Below are 16,785 nucleotides of genomic sequence, written 5' to 3' on the forward strand. Positions count from 1 at the left end.
TTGCGAGCTAACCGCAGGCGTTGACCCATTCGGAGAGCCCGTCGGCGAACAGTTGGCGCTTCCAGATGGGCACTTCGTGCTTGATCCGGTCGACGAGGTCGGCGCAGACGGTGAACGCTTCGGCGCGGTGGGGTGCCGCAACTGCCACCACGATCGCGAGCCCGCCGATGGTGAGGGAGCCGATGCGATGGGTGGCCGCGACCGGAAGTCCGCTCGCCTCGGCTACTTCGGCGCAGATCGCATGCAGGAACCGTTCGGCCTGTGGGTGCGCGGAGTACTCCAGCGCCGTCACCGCCTGCCCGCCGTCGTGGTTGCGTACCTTGCCGGTGAACACCACGATCGCGCCGAATTCCGGCCCGTCGACGGCCTTTTCGACAGTGAGGGGGTCGAGGTCCTGATCGCTGATCGTGGCCAGGCGGACCGCCCCGGAGTCACTCATGGTTGCCGCCTCCGGCTACTTGCGCGAGCAGATGATCCAACAGGGGCCCCAGCACGGCGATGCCGTCTGCGACCCCACCGGGCGAACCGGGCAGGTTCACCACGACGGTGCGCCCGGCCAGCCCGGCTACGCCGCGACTGAGCGCGGCGAGCGGGAATTTCGCCGTGCCGCGCTGCCGGACGGCATCGGCGACACCGGGAAGTTCACGATCGAGTACGGCGCGAGTGGCCTCGGGCGTCGCATCGGTGGGGGAGGCGCCGGTGCCACCGGTGGTGACGACGAACGCCGGGGTCCCGCTCAGCGCGTCGGCGAGCCCGGCGGCGATGTCGGCATCGGCGTACACGAGCGGGCCACGCACCGAAAACCCTTGGGAAGTCAGCCATTCGACGAGAACGGGGCCGGTGGTATCGGTTCGGGTTCCCGCCGCCGTGCCGGTGGACGCGACCACGACAACGGCGGTTCGGGCATCTGTCGGCGTACCGGTTGATTCCGACCCGGCAGGCTCTGCGGCCTTGTCGTTGCCCGCGTCACCGCGGCCACGGGTCGTCGGCGTTGCTACGTCCCGCACAATCGCGGTGCCGGCCGGATCCGGTGTGGATCCGCTATCCACCTGAGCCGGTCGGCTCAACGCGTCCCCGCCGGGACGGCCCACCTCGGGTGCATCGGGGCGCACCCAATGCCCGTGCTTGCCGCCCTCTTTGGTGACCAAACGCACCCCGTTCATCACCGCGGCGGGGTCCACGGCCTTCACCATGTCGTGCAGCGTGAGACCCGCGACGGCGACAGCGGTGAGCGCTTCCATCTCGACCCCGGTCGGGCCCTTCGTCTTCGCGGTCGCCTCGACGGTGATGGTGGTCTCGGTGAACCCGAACTCCACCTTCACCGACGACAACGCCAACTGATGACACAGCGGGATCAGCTCGGAAGTCTTCTTCGCACCGGCGATTCCGGCCAACCGCGCGGTGGACAGCACATCCGCTTTGGGCATGCCCTCGGCCCGCACCAGCGCGATCACCTCGGCGGTGGTCTGCAATTCGCCTGCGGCCACAGCGATCCGGGTGGTGTCGGCTTTCGCGCTGACATCGACCATGCGCGCGCGACCCTCGCGGTCGACGTGGGACAACTCGCTCATAGCAACAAGATTCGCACAGGGACACCGGCGGCCAGCGAGGTGACCTCGGCCGGAACGTCGACGAGCGCATCGGCCCAGGCCATGCCCGCGATGAGATGCGAGCCGGGGCCCGAGATCACTTCGACCCCGTCCTCGGTCATCGACCCGCGCAGGTACTGGCGACGACCGGCAGGGGAGCGCAGCGGCGTGCGCAGGGTCGTTTCGCGGCTCAGGGGCTCGGGCAATCCGGCCAGGGCGCGCACGGTCGGGCGTGCGAACACGGCGTAGGACACCATCGTGCTCACCGGATTGCCCGGGAAACTGAGTACGGGAACGTCGTCGACCACCGTGTACCCCTGCGGCCCGCCGGGCTGCACCGCGACCGAGCCGAATGTCCCACCGAGCGGAGCCAACACATCCTTGACGACCTCGAAATCGCCCTTGGACACCCCACCGGAGGTGAAGACGAGGTCGGCGGCGGCGATCGCGCCGCGCAGCACCGAGGTGAACACCTCGGGATCGTCGGTGCTGTGCGCGACCTCGACCACCTCGACACCGTCGGCCCGCAATGCCGCGGCCAGCGCGATGCCGTTCGAGTTGTAGATCTGGCCCGGCGCCAGCACCGTGCCCGCGGGCTGGAGTTCGTCGCCGGTCGTGATGCACACAGCGCGTAATCGGCTCAGGACCGGCACCGTGGGAAGGCCGACGGCGGCCAACGCCGCGATGTGCCGGGGGGCGAGCACGGTGCCCGCCCGCGCGACGAGCTCACCGGCGTGCACATCGGTGCCTGCTTCGCGCACGAATTCGCCGCGCCCACGGCCACGTTCGACCACGATCCGACCGTCACCGGCCTGCACATCCTCGACCGGGACCACGCAATCGGCGCCGGGTGGCATCGGCGCACCGGTCATCACCTTCACCGCCGAGCCCGGTGGCAACGCGTCGGTACCCGCCTTGCCCGCTGCCACCACGCCGACGACAGGCAGCGTGACCGGCGTGACGGCCACATCGGCCGCGCGCACCGCGTATCCGTCCATCGCCGAGTTGCGGAACACCGGCAGGTCGATCGGCGAGACCACATCGGTCGACAGTGTGCGACCGAGCGCATCGGGCACCGGCACCTGTTCGTCCGGGCGGTCGGCGAGGGGGGCCAACAGCGCGGCGACGGTGTCGCGGTACTCGTCGACGCTGCGTGCCGACGCGGTGGCGGGCCGAGGAGTCATGGTGCCAGCTTAATCGCCGCTGAGGGGGCCGGTCGGGGTCGCGTAGCTCACGGTGGCGGGCCGGCCGCGGTGAGCTGACGAGTTCGCGAAGAATCGGCCCGGCGCACAGAATGTGACGGGCATTACGGGTCATACTGTAGAGATGACGCTGGTCGAAATGGGGATACCCGCCGTGCGATCGGAGCGGCCGTCTCTGGACGGCAGGCCCGAAACGCCGTTCCTCGTCGACCGCTTCGGCCGGATCGCCCGCGATTTGCGCGTGTCGATCACCGAGAAATGCTCGCTGCGTTGCACCTACTGCATGCCCGAGGAGGGCCTGCCGCCGATCCCGCGCCAGGACCTGCTCACCGCCGACGAGATCGTGCGGCTGGTATCGCTGGCCGTGCGCGAGCTGGGCGTGCGGGAAGTGCGGTTCACCGGCGGCGAACCGCTGATGCGCCGCGAGCTGGAACAGATCATCGCGGGCTGTCACGCGGCGGTGCCCGGTACTCCGCTGGCCATGACCACCAACGGTGTAGGTTTGGAACACCGCATCCGCGGGCTGGCAGCGGCCGGTCTGAGCAGGGTCAATGTCTCCCTCGACACCGTTGATCGGGTCGATTTCACCCGCCTCACCCGCCGCGACCGCCTGGAATCGGTCCTCAGCGGCATCCGTGCCGCGCGGGAGGCGGGCATGGCGCCGGTGAAGGTCAACGCGGTGCTGATGCGCCAGAACCTGGCAGGCGCGGCCGACCTGCTCGCGTGGTGCCTGGCCGAGCAGTGCGAACTGCGATTCATCGAGGAAATGCCCCTCGACGCCGACCACGAGTGGGCGCGCGATCACATGGTGACCGCCGCCGACCTTCTCGATGTCCTCGGCGAGCGGTTCACCCTGACCGCCACCGCCCGCGCCGACCCCTCGGCCCCGGCCGAGAAATGGCTGGTCGACGGCGGCCCGGCGACCGTCGGCATCATCGCCACGGTCACCCGCAAGTTCTGCGACAGCTGCGACCGCACCCGGCTCACCGCCGACGGCATGCTCCGCTCGTGCCTGTTCAGCGACCAGGAGTTCGATGTGCGCACGGCGTTGCGGGCAGGCGCCGACGACGACGAGGTCGCCGAGCTGTGGCGCGGTGCGATGTGGCAGAAATGGGCCGGTCACGGGATCGACGCCGCCGGTTTCGTCCCCCCGGAACGCACGATGGGAGCCATCGGTGGTTGAGGTCCGCTATTTCGCCGCCATCGCCGACGCGGTCGGCAAGAACGCCGAATCCCTCGATCTGCCCGCCGGCGCCACCGTCGCCGATCTGCGCGCCACCCTCGCCGCCACCTATGGTTCCGACGTCGACGGCCTGGTCGGCGTCTGCGCCTTCCTGATCGGCGACGAGCTCACCCGCGACCCGTCGGCCATGCTCCGCGACCGTGTCGACGTACTGCCCCCGTTCGCCGGCGGATAGTCGCACATGGTCCAGAGCAAGGCCACCGATGTGGCGGCCTACCTCGCCGAACTCCCGGTCGATCGTCGCGAGACTCTGACGAGGCTGCGTGAGTTGTGCCTGGCGGAGCTGACCGGCTTCAGCGAGGTGATGTCCTACGGCATGCCCGTCTACGAGCGCGACGGCGTCGGCGAGATCGCCTTCGCCGGTCAGAAGCAGTACATCTCGTTCTACCTACTTCGTTCCGACATTCGGGCGGCCTTCGCCGACCGCCTCTCGGAGCAGGACATGGGCAAGGGATGCCTGCGCTTGCGCAAGGAACCGGACTACGACCTCGTTCGAGACCTGTTGCGTGCCACCGCCTCCGGCGAGGGTCCGACGATCAGTTGATCCAACGGTCCCGGTTCGGCGCACCCGCTAACGCCACCAGGTGTCGTGCGGGGTGACCGGAACGGTGCGCTTGTGGCGGGTGTTGGTGAAGATCGACTCCAGGCGCGCGGCCACCTCGGGGGTGACGTCCTTGCCCTCGAGGTAGTCGTCGATCTGGGCGTAGCGCAGGCCGAGGGCGTCCTCGTCGGCGAGGGCGGGACGGTCGTCCTCGAGGTCGGCGGTGGGGACCTTGGACCAGACGCTCGACGGCGCCCCGAGTTCCTGGAGCAGGGCCGCGCCCTGGCGCTTGGTGAGACCGGTCAGGGGCGTCAGGTCCACACCGCCGTCGCCGAATTTGGTGAAGAATCCGGTGACAGCTTCGGCCGCGTGGTCGGTGCCGACCACCAGCAGGCTCTCCTGGCCCGCGAGGGCGTACTGGGCGACCATCCGCTCGCGTGCCTTGATATTGCCGCGCACGAAGTCACGCAACCGCTCGTGGTCCAGCGCGCCCGCGACCTCGATCCCCACCGCGTCCGCGCTGGGGCGAATGTTCACCACGACGGTGCGATCGGGGTCGACGAAGTTCAGCGCGATCTGCGCGTCGTGTTCGTCGGCTTGCACGCCGTAGGGCAGCCGCACGGCCAGGAATGTCGCCTCGACGTCGTCGGCGCGCAGTTCCTCGACGGCCAGTTGGCACAGCCGTCCGGCCAGTGCGCTGTCCTGCCCGCCGCTGATCCCGAGGACGAACCCCTTGGCCGGGGTGGTGGCCAGGTAGTCCTTGAGGAAGTCGACGCGGCGCCGGACCTCCTGTTTCGGCTCGATCTCGGGCAGCACACCCAATTCGGCAATGATCTGTTCACGCAGTGTCCCCATGCGGTCTCACTCTACTTGCGAGACAGGCGAAACGACCCGGCGAACGAGCCATTCCCAGTTGTCCCCGATGTGCTCACGCGTGTAGCCGAGTACCTCGACCTGATGAATGACCAGTGCCGCGGACAGCGTGGACAGCAGCGTGTCGGCGATCAGCGCAATCTCACCGTCCGCCCCTGTCGCCCGCAGCAGCAGCATGACGTGCGCCCGGTGCAGGGCGTAGGGTCCGCCACCGAAGCGCCCGTTCTCCTCGGCGGCCTGGTGTAGATCGCCTTCGACCTCGATATCGAGCAGCCGGGTCCGCCCGAACGCGATCAGCCGTTCGACCGGGTTCGCCGCGGGGCCGAGGGGTGCGGGTCCGAACATGAACGCGGCTTGGAACTTCTGCTCGGAGTGGTCGAGCAGGGCCAGCATCAGCCCGGTGCGGTTGCCGAACCGGCGAAAGACCGTGCCCTTGCCGACGCCGGCGCGCTTGGCGAGCGCGTCCATCGTCAAACCGGCGACTCCGTGCTCACGCACCAACTGCTGGGCCGCGTCGAGCAGCAGCGCGCGGTTGCGGGCGGCGTCGGCGCGTTCGACGGGCTCCGCGCTGCCGGGCAGTGGCCGTCCGATCCCCAGCAGGGGTGGCTCGTCGGGCCCGGGTGTGCTGTAGCTCACGCCGCTCACACGTCCTCCGCGGGAAGTAATCGGACCGTGGTCCGGTTATTGTCGGATGAAACTTGGATCATTTCACTGAGTACACCAGGAGTCGTTATGAGCGAGACCCGCATCCTTACTCTCGTCGGAAGCCTGCGCGCGGGCTCCATCAACCGCCGCCTGGCCGAGGCTGCCGTGCAGACCGCGCCCGCCGATGTCGAGATCACCATCTACGAGGGTCTCGGCGAGATCCCGTTCTACAACGAAGACCTTGACGTGCCCGCGGCGGTGCCCGCGCAGGCCGAGGCGTTGCGTGCCGCCGTCGCCGCGGCCGACGCCGTCCTGCTGGTCACGCCCGAGTACAACGGCACCCTGCCCGCCGTGCTGAAGAACGCCATCGACTGGGCCTCGCGTCCGTACGGCGCCGGTGCGATCAAGGGCAAGCCGGTCGCCGTGGTGAGCGCGTCGATCAGCCCGAACGCCGCGGCGTGGGCGCACGGCGACACGGTCAAGTCCGTCGGCGTGGCGGGCGGCGTCGTCGTCGAGTCGGCGCACGCGAAGTTCGCGACCATCGGCGAGCGTTTCGCGCAGACCCATCCGGCCGAGGACGCCGAGGCGCTGACCCAGCTCGGCGCGACCGTGCACGAGTTGGTCGCCGCGGTGAACGGCACGCTGATCTCGGCGTAAGCTGGGCGATCGGCAGGGGCGTCGCATCCATCGCGGATGCGGCGCCCTTTCGGTGTCCGCGGAGTTTGCTGAAGACTCGCCGGTAGACGAAATCGTGATCTGAGCCACTGTTTTCCCTGCTCGTCGCTGGCCCGTCCTGGGACTTACCGCGTGGGAATTACATCCGTGCGACTCGCAACACCTTGTGTTGTTCCCATCTGTCGGACACTAGGTGTAGTGTCTGTCGTACTGGAAGACGGTGTGGAGCCACCACTGATCGGGCCCAAGGGAAGGGGTTGCGAGCAGGGCTTTCTTCGCCAGATCCAGGAGTTTGCGCAGCATCACCCGTTCGTGCATTGCATACGGATCACAGGCTGTGGATCAGGCATAGGAGAGAGGGACTTCCATCATGACCATCACCGTGTACACCAAGCCCGCTTGCGTGCAGTGCAACGCCACCTACAAGGCTCTCGACAAGGTCGGCGTGGACTACGACGTCATCGACATCTCGGAGAACGACGAGGCGCGTGACTTCGTCATGGCGCTGGGCTACCTGCAGGCGCCGATCGTCGTCGCGGGTGACGATCACTGGTCGGGCTTCCGTCCCGACCGCATCAAGGCGCTCGCCGTCGCGGCTGCCTGATTCGCGCCGGTTCGCCGGTAAGGAGGCGCCATGCCCGAGCAGACGACTCCGGGCGGGCTGGTCTACTTCTCCAGCGCTTCGGAGAACACTCATCGTTTCGTCGAGAAACTGGATCTTCCGGCAACTCGACTTCCACTGCACACCGCTGATTCGCTGCGGATCGACGAACCCTATGTGTTGATCACCCCCACCTATGGTGGTGGTCGGCACGTCATGGGTGGACACCGTCCCGACAAGGACCTCGTTCCGCGGCAAGTCGCCAAGTTCCTCAACGACCCACACAACCGCGCGCTGCTGCGCGGGGTGATCGCGGCCGGAAACACGAACTTCGGCGATACCTATTGCGTTGCAGGAGACATCATCTCGCAAAAATGCGGGGTGCCGTACTTGTATCGCTTCGAACTCATGGGAACCGCTGAGGACGTCGCGCGCGTCCGAGAGGGATTGGGATTGTTTTGGCAACAGCAACCACAGCACCGGCAGGCAAGTCAGCACGCCTAGAGCAGTCGGCGGTGCGCGGCGAGACCGGCGAGGTCATGGACTTCCACGCCCTCAACGCCATGCTGAACCTGTACGGCCCCAACGGCGAGATCCAGTTCGACAAGGATCGCGAGGCCGCACACCAGTACTTCCTGCAGCACGTGAACCAGAACACCGTCTTCTTCCACAATCTGGACGAGAAGCTGGATTACCTGGTCAAGGAGAACTACTACGAGACCGAGGTGCTCGACCAGTACGGTCGCCCCTTCGTCAAGAAGTTGTTCCAGCAGGCGTACGCGAAGAAGTTCCGGTTCCCGACCTTCCTCGGCGCGTTCAAGTACTACACCTCCTACACCCTCAAGACCTTCGACGGTAAGCGCTACCTGGAGCGGTTCGAAGACCGTGTCTGCATGGTCGCGCTGACGCTGGCCGCCGGTGACGAGGTGCTCGCGAGCAACCTGGTCGACGAGATCATCGACGGCCGTTTCCAGCCCGCCACCCCGACCTTCCTCAACTCCGGCAAGAAGCAGCGCGGCGAGCCGGTGTCGTGTTTCCTGCTGCGCATCGAGGACAACATGGAGTCCATCGGGCGCTCCATCAACTCCGCGCTGCAGCTGTCCAAGCGCGGCGGCGGTGTCGCCTTGCTGCTGAGCAACATTCGTGAGCACGGCGCCCCGATCAAGAAGATCGAGAACCAGAGCTCGGGTGTCATCCCGATCATGAAGCTCCTCGAGGACTCCTTCTCCTACGCCAACCAGCTGGGCGCGCGCCAGGGCGCGGGCGCGGTGTACCTGCACGCGCACCACCCCGACATCTACCGCTTCCTCGATACCAAGCGCGAGAACGCGGACGAGAAGATCCGCATCAAGACCCTGTCGCTGGGCGTGGTGATCCCCGACATCACCTTCGAGCTGGCGAAGAAGAACGAGGACATGTACCTGTTCTCGCCCTACGACGTCGAGCGCATCTACGGTGTGCCGTTCGCCGATGTGAACGTCACCGAGAAGTACTACGAGATGGTCGACGACAAGCGCATCCGCAAGTCGAAGATCAAGGCGCGCGAGTTCTTCCAGACCATCGCCGAGCTGCAGTTCGAGTCGGGCTACCCCTACATCATGTTCGAGGACACGGTGAACCGGGCCAACCCGATCAAGGGCAAGATCACCCACTCGAACCTGTGCTCGGAGATCCTGCAGGTGTCCACCCCCTCGGAATTCAACGACGATCTGTCGTATTCCAAGGTGGGCAAGGACATCTCGTGCAACCTCGGTTCGCTCAACATCGCCAAGGCGATGGACTCGCCCGACTTCGGCCAGACCATCGAGACCTCGATTCGCGCGCTCACCGCTGTCTCGGATCAGACCCACATCTTCTCGGTGCCCTCGATCGAGCAGGGCAACAACGAGTCCCACGCCATCGGCCTCGGTCAGATGAACCTGCACGGCTACCTGGCGCGTGAGCGGGTCCACTACGGCTCCGAAGAAGGTGTGGACTTCACCAACATCTACTTCTACACCGTTGTCTACCACGCGATTCGGGCCTCGAACCTGATCGCCAAGGAGCGCGGCTCCGCCTTCGGTGGGTTCGCCGACTCCAAGTACGCCAGCGGCGAGTACTTCGACAAGTACACCGAGCAGGCATGGGTGCCCAAGACCGACAAGGTGGCTCAGATGTTCGCCGAGGCAGGCGTGCGCATCCCCACCCAGGACGACTGGCGTCTGCTGAAGGCCTCGGTGCAGGAATACGGCATCTACAACCAGAACCTGCAGGCCGTGCCGCCGACCGGTTCGATCTCCTACATCAACCACTCCACCAGCTCGATCCACCCGGTGGCGTCGAAGATCGAGATCCGCAAGGAAGGCAAGATCGGCCGCGTCTACTACCCGGCCCCTTACCTGGACAACGACAACCTCGAGTATTACGACGACGCCTACGAAATCGGCTACGAGAAGATCATCGACACCTACGCCGCAGCCACCCAGCACGTGGACCAGGGCCTGTCGCTGACGCTGTTCTTCAAGGACACCGCCACCACCCGCGACTTGAACAAGGCGCAGATCTACGCGTGGCGCAAGGGCATCAAGACGCTCTACTACATCCGCTTGCGCCAGATGGCCCTCGAAGGGACCGAGGTGGAGGGTTGTGTCTCGTGCATGTTGTGAGCTGAGCTGACGATCAGGGGCGGTCTCCCGAGGGGGACCGCCCCTTCGCGTCACCGGGCACTGTCGACGAGGTCGAAGCAGGACCAGCCACCACGGAACCATTGACCGATCAGGTGCCAGGTCGAGGGGTAGGTGCCGTCGGCGTGGCGCAGCCGGAGTCCGTATCGGCACTTGCCGATTGTCGTCCGGGTGAGGCGTTGGACGACCGTGCGGTGCAGGAAGGACGCGCCGAGCCAGGCGGCGATGCCGTACAGGACGGCCGTCGCGCCGGGCGCCACGTACCAGGCGGTGGCGCCGATCGCGGCGTGCAGCGTCATGTCGATGAGAAAGGCGGCGATCACCCCCGTCTCGTCGCCACTGGAAGTTCTTGCGGTGAGGGGGAATTCGTCCTTCGAGCGCGGGGACTGCGTTGTCTCGGTCGCGACGAACACCGATTGCCGGTCTGTAGTGCGCTCGTATCCGCTGTACCTCGGCGGTGCTGCGTTGCTCATGCGGCCCAGCGTGCTCGACACCGCTTAACAACCACCCGGTGCCGACCTTGGTGAATCGCCTACCGGTGTGGCTGCGGTTTCGTCACAGTCGCGGCGCGTGCCCGGTGGTGATCGGCCCAAGTCTTGTCCCACGACGGCTCGAGACGATGGGGAACCTTGTTAGCGTGGCCGCGTTGACCAGGCACGGTGAGAGGGAACGGATGAAGCGCGCGCTCATGGGGGTCGGTGCCGGGGCAGCGGCAATAGCGGTACTCGTCGGATGTTCGAGCGCGGAGCGCGAGTCGGCGGAACCGGTGGCGTTGTTCGAGCCGTGTACCGGAGTGACCGCGGACGCGTTGCGCAAGGCCGGTGTCGATCCGGCGACGAAGGAGGCGGCCGGCGGCGGCGCCGCCGGCTGGCAGACCTGCGAGTGGACCGGCGAGACCGCCCATCTGCGGGTGTTCTCGACGTCGCGAACCCTCGAGGAATTCGAATCAGAGTCGGGTGCAGCGGCCTTCACCGACCTCACGGTCGCGGGCCGGAAAGGCCGTCGCCTCGCTGCCGCGACCGGCCCCGCCTCCTGTGATGTGCTGTTCTCGGCGGACCAGGGAGTGATTCGCATGGTCGTAGTGAACAACGCCACCCAACAGGGCGCCGACCCTTGCGCCATCCTGCGTCAGATGGGCGAATCGATCGTGCCGACCTTCCCGGAGTAAGTCGACAACCCGTCGACGCGCAGCCCGCTCGACCGTCCGGGTCAGGCCAATGTCGGGATCACCTCGCGTTCGAAGAGTTCGATGCCGGAGGTGTCGTAGGCGGCTTCGGGGAAGTTGAGAATGGTGTAGGCGAGGCCGCGATCCTTGACCTCGGTGAGGCGCTCGACGATCTGTTCCGGGGTGCCGACCGCCGCGCTGGTCGCGAACTGTTCGTGCACACGGGCTTTCGCGCCGTCGGCGCCGAGGAAGGGGGTGAAGCGTTCGACGATGGTCGAGAGCCGTTCCTGCACTTCGGTTTCGGTGCTGCCGACAACGGCGTTGAAGTTCGAGCTGCGGGTGATGGCGGTGAAGTCGGTGCCCACGTCCTCGCAGTGTCGGCGCAGGATGTCGGACTTGTGGGTGAACTCGTCGGGTTCGCCGCTGAAGTTGGTGTAGTCGGCGTACTTCGCCGCGATGCGCAGGGTCTTCTTCTCACCGCCACCCGCGATCCAGATCGGAATACCCTTCTCCTGCAACGGGCGCGGGTGCACGATGGCGTCGTCGACCTGGTAGTACTCGCCCGCCAGCGTCGCCCGGCCGGTCTGCCACGCCTGGCGGAGGATCTGCACGCCTTCGTCGAGGCGGCCCAGGCGCTCACCCGCAGGCGGGAAGCCGTAACCGTAAGCGCGCCACTCGTGTTCGTACCAGCCGCCGCCGATGCCCATCTCCACCCGGCCGCCGGAGATGAGGTCGACGGTGGCGGCCACCTTGGCGAGATAGGCGGGGTTGCGGTAGCTCATGGCAGTACACATCTGGCCCAGCCGCACGCGGGACGTGGCGGCCGCGAACGCCGCCATCAGCGTCCACGCCTCGTGGGTGGCCTCGTCGGTGGGAACGGGCGTGGTGTGGAAATGGTCGTAGACCCAGATCGACTCCCAGTCGGTGCCCGCGTCGAACCGCTGGGCCAGCTCGCGCATGACCGACCACTGGTCCGCCGGTTCGATACCGACCAGATCGAGCCGCCAGCCCTGGGGAACGAAGATGCCGAAGCGCACAGGTGTCTCCTGGAGTGAGTAGAACTCGAGCGGCGCCGCACGCCGCGGTTGTCGAGATCCACTGTTCCACTTCTTCGTGTTCGGGCAATTGTTCCGCGCACACCGCACCGAACCCGGGACCGGCTGTTGTGCGCCGAAATCCGCACGGCACGCGGGGATTGTCCGAGCGGGCCGGTAGCCGTGTGAACAATATTTCCCCACCCCCGACGGTCGGCGGTCGAGCGGGCGGTCGGCACCGATGCGGTAGGTCAGGCGTTCGGGTCGCCGTAGGACGCGGCGATGTCCTTGCTGCTCGGCCAGCCGCTGTAGGTCGGCGACTGCGGCCATCCCTCGGGGCTGTCCTGCCACTCCTCTTGGCGCCCGTAGGGGAGCGCGTCGATGAGACCGAAGGTGTAGGCGAGTTGTTCGGTGCCGCGGCCGTCGGTGTGCCAGCTGCGGTAGACCGTCTGGCCCTCGCGCAGGAACGTGTTGACAGCGAAGCCCTCGCCGGGGCCTGCGCCCATGTCGGCGCCGAAGGGGCTGTCGGCGGTCGAGTACCAGGTCATCGTGTTACCCACGCGCGTCTTGTAGGCGAGCACCTCCTCCATCGAGCCTTGGGTGACGACGACGAATCGCGCGTCGTAGGCGTGCAGGAAGTCCAGCCGCGCGTACTGGGAGGTGAGCCCGGTGCAGCCGCCGCACTGCCAGGTGTTTCCCGGCGTCCACATGTGGTGATAGGTGATCAGCTGTGAGTGTCCGTCGAAGATCTCCGCGAGCGAGACATCGCTGCCGTCTTCGGCTTTCAGTGTGTAGTCCGGCAGCCGGACGGCGGGCATGCGTCGGCGCTGGGCGGCGACGGCATCGAGTTCGCGGGTCGCGGCCTTCTCCCGGATCCTGAGTTGATCGAGTTCGGCCTGCCAGGCGTCCTGATCGACGATGGTGGGCAGTGCGGTCATGGGGGGCCACCCTTCGATGTGTACGGTGTGCACATTTGATATGTTCACACCGTATACTTCATCGAAAGGGAGTTCAAGGGTTGGCCTATCACCACGGTGACCTCGCGGCGGCACTGGTCGAGGCCGGGCTGGAGCTCACCCGATCCGGTGGTCCCGACGCGCTGACGATCCGCGAAGTCACCCGCCGGGTCGGCGTCACGCCGAATGCCGCCTACCGGCACTTCCCCGACCGGCAAGCCCTGCTGCGCGCGGTGTCGGCCGCGATCGAATCCAGGATGGCGGCGGGAATGGAGCGCAGCGCGGCGGCGCCGCGTGCGAGTCTGCGCGCGGTGGGCTTGGGCTATATCGGCTTCGCGCTGATCGAGCCGGGCTGGTTCGCGGTCGCGTTCTTCGGGGCCGGTGACACCTCGCCCGCATCGGTCGTCGATTCGCCCGCCTACCTCGCCCTCGCCGATGCGCTGGACATGATGGTGCACATCGGCGATCTCGCCCCCGCGGCACGCCCCGGTGCCACCTGGAGTTGCTGGTCCACCGTGCACGGCTTCGCGGAACTGGCGTTGCGTGGCCCGTTGCGGCACCTGGACCGCGCCGAACTGTGGCCGCTCGCCGAGCAGGCCGTCGACACCGTGATCGCCGGGCTGCCACGGGTGTTGTGATCGGTGTCACTGTGACCGGTGGTACGCGTGCTGAAGGTGAAACGAATGGCGTCCGCATGTAGTCTCATGTGCGGAAGGGTGTGCCCAGGTGGGCACTCCAAGCGATTCGCGGAGCGATGATTGCCGCGGCGACTGCGAGGAGGTGGGGTTGCGATGCGCAACGAACCCCCCAGTCGAAGGCCGCGCGGCGTCGCCCCTTCGTCCTCGCACGACAAATCCTGACCTGCTCGGTCCGGTCAGTGCGTGCCGGCCTCGGTGGTGGACGCCCCGCGGTGTGAACCACCGTCACTCGTTCCACTCCTCGCCCGTCCTGTAGCTGTGCCGCAGGCGTGTGCGCTGTTACGTCAGGGGACTCGCTCATGTCGAATGTCGATCTCGTCACCACCCGTCATGTATCCACCGAAACCGTTGTGCCCGAAGTGGTTTCGCCGCACCGCTCGGTTGCGGACCACGCGGTCACCGAAGCGCTCGAAATCCTGTCCGAATCGGTGCGCGACATCCTCGAAACCCACCGTGTCTGTGGCGGCCTCGACTGGCTCGACAACCGCCCACCGCACGTGATCGCCGACGCGCTGGCCCGCATGGACGCCGTGCAGGCCGGAGTCGTGTTCCGGTTGCTCGACAAGGAGCGCGCGCTGAGCGTGTTCGAGGAGCTGGAGCCGGTCGACCAGCAGCAGATCCTGCAGGGCCTGCGCGAGAAGAGCTTTCGCGATCTCGTCGAGGCGATGGATCCCGACGACCGTGCCCGCATGCTGCACGAGGCGCCCGCCAAGGTGGCCAAGAAGGTCCTCGCCGGGCTGAGCCCGCGCGAGCGCCGGATGACGGCCACCCTGCTCGGCTACCCCGAGGGGTCGGTCGGGCTGTACATGACGCCGGAAGTTGTCGCGCTGCCGGACAACCTGACCGTCGCCCAGGCGCTGAGCTCTGTGCGTGCGAAGGGCGCCAACGCCGAAACCGTCTACACCCTGCCCGTTGTCGACCGCGGTCGCCGCCTCACCGGCATCGTCGAACTGCGCGAGCTGGTGCTGCACTCCCCGGACGCGATGGTGTCCGAACTCGTCGTCACCGAACCGCCGTTCGTGCGGGCTACCGACGCCGCGGAGAAGGCCGCCCGGCTGATGAGTTCCACCAACCTCATCAACCTGGTGGTCGTCGACAGCGAGGACCGGGTGGTCGGGCTGCTCACCATCGACGACGCGATGGAGGTGCTCGAGGCCGCAGACAGCGAGGACGTCGCCAAGCAGGCGGGTTCGGCGCCGTGGGAGGGCCACTACATGGCCGCCAAGGTGTTCCAGCTGGCGCGGTATCGGGCGCTGTGGTTGATGCTGCTGCTGTTCGCGGCGACGCTGACCGTGAGTGTCACCGACATGTTCGCCACCACTCTCGAACAGGCGGCGAGCCTGGCGCTGTTCATTCCGTTGCTGATCGGCGCGGGTGGCAACGCGGGTGCGCAGGCGGCGACGGCGTGCGTGCGCGCGCTGGCGGTCGGCGAGGTGCGCGCCTCGGATCTGTTCAAGGTGATCTGGCGCGAATGCCGGGTGGGGCTGGTGCTCGGCAGCATGTTGGCCGCGGCCGGGCTGCTGATCGGCACGGTGTTCGTCGGGCCGAAGATCGCGCTCGTCGTCGCCATCACCTTGGTGGTCATCTGTGGTTGGGCGGCGACCATCGGCGGCACGATGCCGTTGCTGGCCAAGAAGTTCCGCATCGACCCCGCGGTGGTGTCGGCGCCGATGGTGACCACCCTCGTCGATGCGACCGGGCTGATCATCTACTTCACCACCGCGAAGCTGGTGCTGGGGATCTAGCGCTGGGGAAAGAGCGTGAGCGCCTGTGCCATGACGTCCATGGCGACCTCGTCGGTGCGGGCGACCACCTCCACGACCGGGACACGCCTGCCGAACGCGGTGGATTCGGCGGGCAGTTCCGGGCCGACGGCGGCGGTGTAGATCGGGATCGAGTTGTCGTAGACCGAGACCGAACGGTGCACGGTACGCCCGGCGACGGTGACTTCGGTGCTGTTGGCGGCGAGGTACTCGGGCACCCGGTAGTCGTAGCTCACGGTGATCTTCTCGCCGCGATAACCGAACAGGCATTGGGTGAGTCGCTGTTCGTCGTCGGGAACGGCGCCGGCCAGTGTGGCACGGACGGCGCACGGGTCGGCGCCCAGCAGCACTGTCGGCGTGGTGTCGGGGGAGGTGCCCTGTTTCGGCGACTCCCGCCAGCGTTCGATCATGCCGGGCACGAGTTCGTCGGCGACGGCGCACGGGTTCTGGCCCGGGGTGGAAAGGCCGAGGTAGAAGGCCGCGCTCGACGGGAACTGGGCGGTCACACCGCAGGCGCGAGGTTCGCCCGCGTCGCGGTCGGGCACGGTGCGGACGTTCGCGTCGCCGATCTGTCGCGTCGTGCCGCGCCCGCCGGCGGACAGGCCGCTCAGCAGGGTGGCGTGCCAGGTCAGGGTCGAGCCCTCACCGGCTTCGTCGCTGCCGAGGACGGCCCGGCACGAATCCAGCCCGACCGTCACGCTCTTGACCTCGCCCAAACGGGCGAGGACCTCGCGCGGCAGCAGAGCGCACACGTCGACCTGGCGCGTGGCCTGGGCGACCTCCTCGCGCTGGTGCAGATCCTGCGGAACCTTGGACCAGAATTCGGGCGGCTGAGCGGGTAGCACCGGTGCGGGCGGCGACGGTTCAGCGTGATCGGCTGCCTTGCCCTCGTCGTCGCCACCGCACGCGGCGCACACGAGCAACGCGACAGCAGCCAGCGCCATCCTTCGATACATCGGTGCCCCTGTCCTCGATGGATCCGGGCCCGGCCCCGCGCCCGAACATCGAGTCTGCCCGCAACGGCAATCGACTCGCAAACATCGGTCCCGACCGATGTCGCGTTGTCACCGCAACGAAACCTCGTCCCGATCGACATCCGGACGACATCCATTCCGGTGTTCCGCCGCCTACGGCTAC

19 protein-coding genes are annotated in these 16,785 nt (G+C 67.2%); 10 read left to right on the top strand and 9 right to left on the bottom strand.

Annotated elements, in window-relative coordinates; genetic code table 11:
- Window positions 1-7: 7 nt before the first annotated feature.
- Genes ACFWUR_RS01040 through glp form a run of 3 tightly spaced genes read right to left on the bottom strand, consistent with a single transcriptional unit; the run spans window position 8 to window position 2,773 of the window.
- Window positions 8-439 carry a molybdenum cofactor biosynthesis protein MoaE gene (locus ACFWUR_RS01040; RefSeq protein WP_378899891.1) on the bottom strand — a complete coding sequence of 144 codons (432 nt, stop codon included), beginning with the start codon at window positions 437-439 and terminating at the stop codon, window positions 8-10.
- Window positions 432-1,571, bottom strand: coding sequence for a bifunctional molybdenum cofactor biosynthesis protein MoaC/MoaB (gene moaCB, locus ACFWUR_RS01045; protein ID WP_378899894.1), 1,140 nt, complete (start codon window positions 1,569-1,571; stop codon window positions 432-434). The genes ACFWUR_RS01040 and moaCB overlap by 8 nt, the downstream gene beginning before the upstream one ends.
- Window positions 1,568-2,773, bottom strand: coding sequence for a gephyrin-like molybdotransferase Glp (glp, locus tag ACFWUR_RS01050; protein ID WP_378899897.1), 1,206 nt, complete (start codon window positions 2,771-2,773; stop codon window positions 1,568-1,570). The genes moaCB and glp overlap by 4 nt, the downstream gene beginning before the upstream one ends.
- A 142-nt stretch (window positions 2,774-2,915) precedes the next feature.
- Between glp and moaA the strand changes: the two genes are divergently transcribed.
- The 3 genes from moaA to ACFWUR_RS01065 are packed head-to-tail and all read left to right on the top strand — an operon-like array spanning window position 2,916 to window position 4,578.
- Complete coding sequence (gene moaA, locus ACFWUR_RS01055) at window positions 2,916-3,974, top strand: GTP 3',8-cyclase MoaA (RefSeq protein WP_378899900.1); 1,059 nt, start codon at window positions 2,916-2,918, stop codon at window positions 3,972-3,974.
- Window positions 3,967-4,209 (top strand): MoaD/ThiS family protein, encoded by a 243-nt coding sequence (locus ACFWUR_RS01060; protein WP_378899903.1) that lies wholly within the window; start codon window positions 3,967-3,969, stop codon window positions 4,207-4,209. Before moaA ends, ACFWUR_RS01060 begins: the two co-directional genes overlap by 8 nt.
- 6 nt (window positions 4,210-4,215) lie before the next feature.
- Window positions 4,216-4,578 carry an iron chaperone gene (locus ACFWUR_RS01065; RefSeq protein ID WP_378899906.1) on the top strand — a complete coding sequence of 121 codons (363 nt, stop codon included), beginning with the start codon at window positions 4,216-4,218 and terminating at the stop codon, window positions 4,576-4,578.
- Between the two features lie 27 nt (window positions 4,579-4,605).
- Here ACFWUR_RS01065 and nadE read toward each other — a convergent pair whose 3' ends face one another.
- Both nadE and ACFWUR_RS01075 read right to left on the bottom strand, forming a co-directional pair.
- Entirely contained in the window at window positions 4,606-5,430 is an 825-nt protein-coding gene (gene nadE, locus ACFWUR_RS01070; RefSeq protein WP_378899908.1) for an ammonia-dependent NAD(+) synthetase, read from the bottom strand.
- A gap of 6 nt (window positions 5,431-5,436) precedes the next feature.
- Entirely contained in the window at window positions 5,437-6,084 is a 648-nt protein-coding gene (locus tag ACFWUR_RS01075; protein WP_378899910.1) for a TetR/AcrR family transcriptional regulator, read from the bottom strand.
- Window positions 6,085-6,180: 96 nt separating this feature from the next.
- Between ACFWUR_RS01075 and ACFWUR_RS01080 the strand changes: the two genes are divergently transcribed.
- The 4 genes from ACFWUR_RS01080 (at window position 6,181) to nrdE (ending at window position 10,014) form a co-directional block, all read left to right on the top strand.
- Complete coding sequence (locus ACFWUR_RS01080; RefSeq protein ID WP_378899913.1) at window positions 6,181-6,750, top strand: NAD(P)H-dependent oxidoreductase; 570 nt, start codon at window positions 6,181-6,183, stop codon at window positions 6,748-6,750.
- A 388-nt stretch (window positions 6,751-7,138) separates the two neighbouring features.
- Window positions 7,139-7,372, top strand: a complete 234-nt coding sequence (gene nrdH / locus ACFWUR_RS01085) for a glutaredoxin-like protein NrdH (RefSeq protein WP_358063548.1) — start codon at window positions 7,139-7,141, stop codon at window positions 7,370-7,372.
- A gap of 30 nt (window positions 7,373-7,402) precedes the next feature.
- Complete coding sequence (gene nrdI, locus ACFWUR_RS01090) at window positions 7,403-7,873, top strand: class Ib ribonucleoside-diphosphate reductase assembly flavoprotein NrdI (RefSeq protein ID WP_378899916.1); 471 nt, start codon at window positions 7,403-7,405, stop codon at window positions 7,871-7,873.
- 35 nt (window positions 7,874-7,908) lie between these two features.
- Window positions 7,909-10,014 carry a class 1b ribonucleoside-diphosphate reductase subunit alpha gene (gene nrdE / locus ACFWUR_RS01095; protein ID WP_378900538.1) on the top strand — a complete coding sequence of 702 codons (2,106 nt, stop codon included), beginning with the start codon at window positions 7,909-7,911 and terminating at the stop codon, window positions 10,012-10,014.
- A gap of 50 nt (window positions 10,015-10,064) precedes the next feature.
- Here the strand turns inward: nrdE and ACFWUR_RS01100 are convergent, their stop codons facing one another.
- A complete protein-coding gene (locus ACFWUR_RS01100) occupies window positions 10,065-10,505 on the bottom strand; it encodes a hypothetical protein (protein ID WP_378899919.1) in 441 nt (146 codons plus the stop codon).
- Between the two features lie 146 nt (window positions 10,506-10,651).
- On the opposite strand from ACFWUR_RS01100, the gene ACFWUR_RS01105 reads away from it, so the two are divergent.
- Window positions 10,652-11,200, top strand: a complete 549-nt coding sequence (locus ACFWUR_RS01105; protein ID WP_378899922.1) for a DUF3558 domain-containing protein — start codon at window positions 10,652-10,654, stop codon at window positions 11,198-11,200.
- 41 nt (window positions 11,201-11,241) lie between these two features.
- Here the strand turns inward: ACFWUR_RS01105 and ACFWUR_RS01110 are convergent, their stop codons facing one another.
- Window positions 11,242-12,234, bottom strand: coding sequence for an LLM class F420-dependent oxidoreductase (locus ACFWUR_RS01110; protein ID WP_378899925.1), 993 nt, complete (start codon window positions 12,232-12,234; stop codon window positions 11,242-11,244).
- A 248-nt stretch (window positions 12,235-12,482) separates the two neighbouring features.
- Window positions 12,483-13,169: a DUF899 family protein gene (locus ACFWUR_RS01115; protein ID WP_378899928.1), complete on the bottom strand. Its 687-nt coding sequence runs from the start codon at window positions 13,167-13,169 to the stop codon at window positions 12,483-12,485.
- Between the two features lie 80 nt (window positions 13,170-13,249).
- Between ACFWUR_RS01115 and ACFWUR_RS01120 the strand changes: the two genes are divergently transcribed.
- Together ACFWUR_RS01120 and mgtE are read left to right on the top strand one after the other, a co-directional pair.
- Window positions 13,250-13,825, top strand: a complete 576-nt coding sequence (locus ACFWUR_RS01120) for a TetR/AcrR family transcriptional regulator (protein ID WP_378899931.1) — start codon at window positions 13,250-13,252, stop codon at window positions 13,823-13,825.
- Between the two features lie 359 nt (window positions 13,826-14,184).
- Window positions 14,185-15,630, top strand: coding sequence for a magnesium transporter (mgtE, locus tag ACFWUR_RS01125; protein ID WP_378899934.1), 1,446 nt, complete (start codon window positions 14,185-14,187; stop codon window positions 15,628-15,630).
- Here mgtE and ACFWUR_RS01130 read toward each other — a convergent pair.
- A complete protein-coding gene (locus ACFWUR_RS01130; protein ID WP_378899937.1) occupies window positions 15,627-16,592 on the bottom strand; it encodes a peptidase in 966 nt (321 codons plus the stop codon). The two genes, mgtE and ACFWUR_RS01130, sit on opposite strands and share 4 nt — an antisense overlap.
- Window positions 16,593-16,785: the final 193 nt, after the last annotated feature.

Origin of the sequence: Nocardia sp. NPDC058633, from assembly GCF_042717045.1 — a bacterium.
Taxonomy (GTDB): domain Bacteria; phylum Actinomycetota; class Actinomycetes; order Mycobacteriales; family Mycobacteriaceae; genus Nocardia.

Coding starts and splice junctions, on each gene's coding strand:
- ACFWUR_RS01040 (WP_378899891.1), bottom strand. CDS start 439: ATGAGTGACTCCGGGGCGGTCCGCCTGGCCACGATCAGCGATCAGGAC.
- moaCB (WP_378899894.1), bottom strand. CDS start 1,571: ATGAGCGAGTTGTCCCACGTCGACCGCGAGGGTCGCGCGCGCATGGTC.
- glp (WP_378899897.1), bottom strand. CDS start 2,773: ATGACTCCTCGGCCCGCCACCGCGTCGGCACGCAGCGTCGACGAGTAC.
- moaA (WP_378899900.1), top strand. CDS start 2,916: ATGACGCTGGTCGAAATGGGGATACCCGCCGTGCGATCGGAGCGGCCG.
- ACFWUR_RS01065 (WP_378899906.1), top strand. CDS start 4,216: ATGGTCCAGAGCAAGGCCACCGATGTGGCGGCCTACCTCGCCGAACTC.
- nadE (WP_378899908.1), bottom strand. CDS start 5,430: ATGGGGACACTGCGTGAACAGATCATTGCCGAATTGGGTGTGCTGCCC.
- ACFWUR_RS01080 (WP_378899913.1), top strand. CDS start 6,181: ATGAGCGAGACCCGCATCCTTACTCTCGTCGGAAGCCTGCGCGCGGGC.
- nrdH (WP_358063548.1), top strand. CDS start 7,139: ATGACCATCACCGTGTACACCAAGCCCGCTTGCGTGCAGTGCAACGCC.
- nrdI (WP_378899916.1), top strand. CDS start 7,403: ATGCCCGAGCAGACGACTCCGGGCGGGCTGGTCTACTTCTCCAGCGCT.
- nrdE (WP_378900538.1), top strand. CDS start 7,909: ATGGACTTCCACGCCCTCAACGCCATGCTGAACCTGTACGGCCCCAAC.
- ACFWUR_RS01100 (WP_378899919.1), bottom strand. CDS start 10,505: ATGAGCAACGCAGCACCGCCGAGGTACAGCGGATACGAGCGCACTACA.
- ACFWUR_RS01105 (WP_378899922.1), top strand. CDS start 10,652: ATGGGGAACCTTGTTAGCGTGGCCGCGTTGACCAGGCACGGTGAGAGG.
- ACFWUR_RS01115 (WP_378899928.1), bottom strand. CDS start 13,169: ATGACCGCACTGCCCACCATCGTCGATCAGGACGCCTGGCAGGCCGAA.
- mgtE (WP_378899934.1), top strand. CDS start 14,185: ATGTCGAATGTCGATCTCGTCACCACCCGTCATGTATCCACCGAAACC.
- ACFWUR_RS01130 (WP_378899937.1), bottom strand. CDS start 16,592: ATGGCGCTGGCTGCTGTCGCGTTGCTCGTGTGCGCCGCGTGCGGTGGC.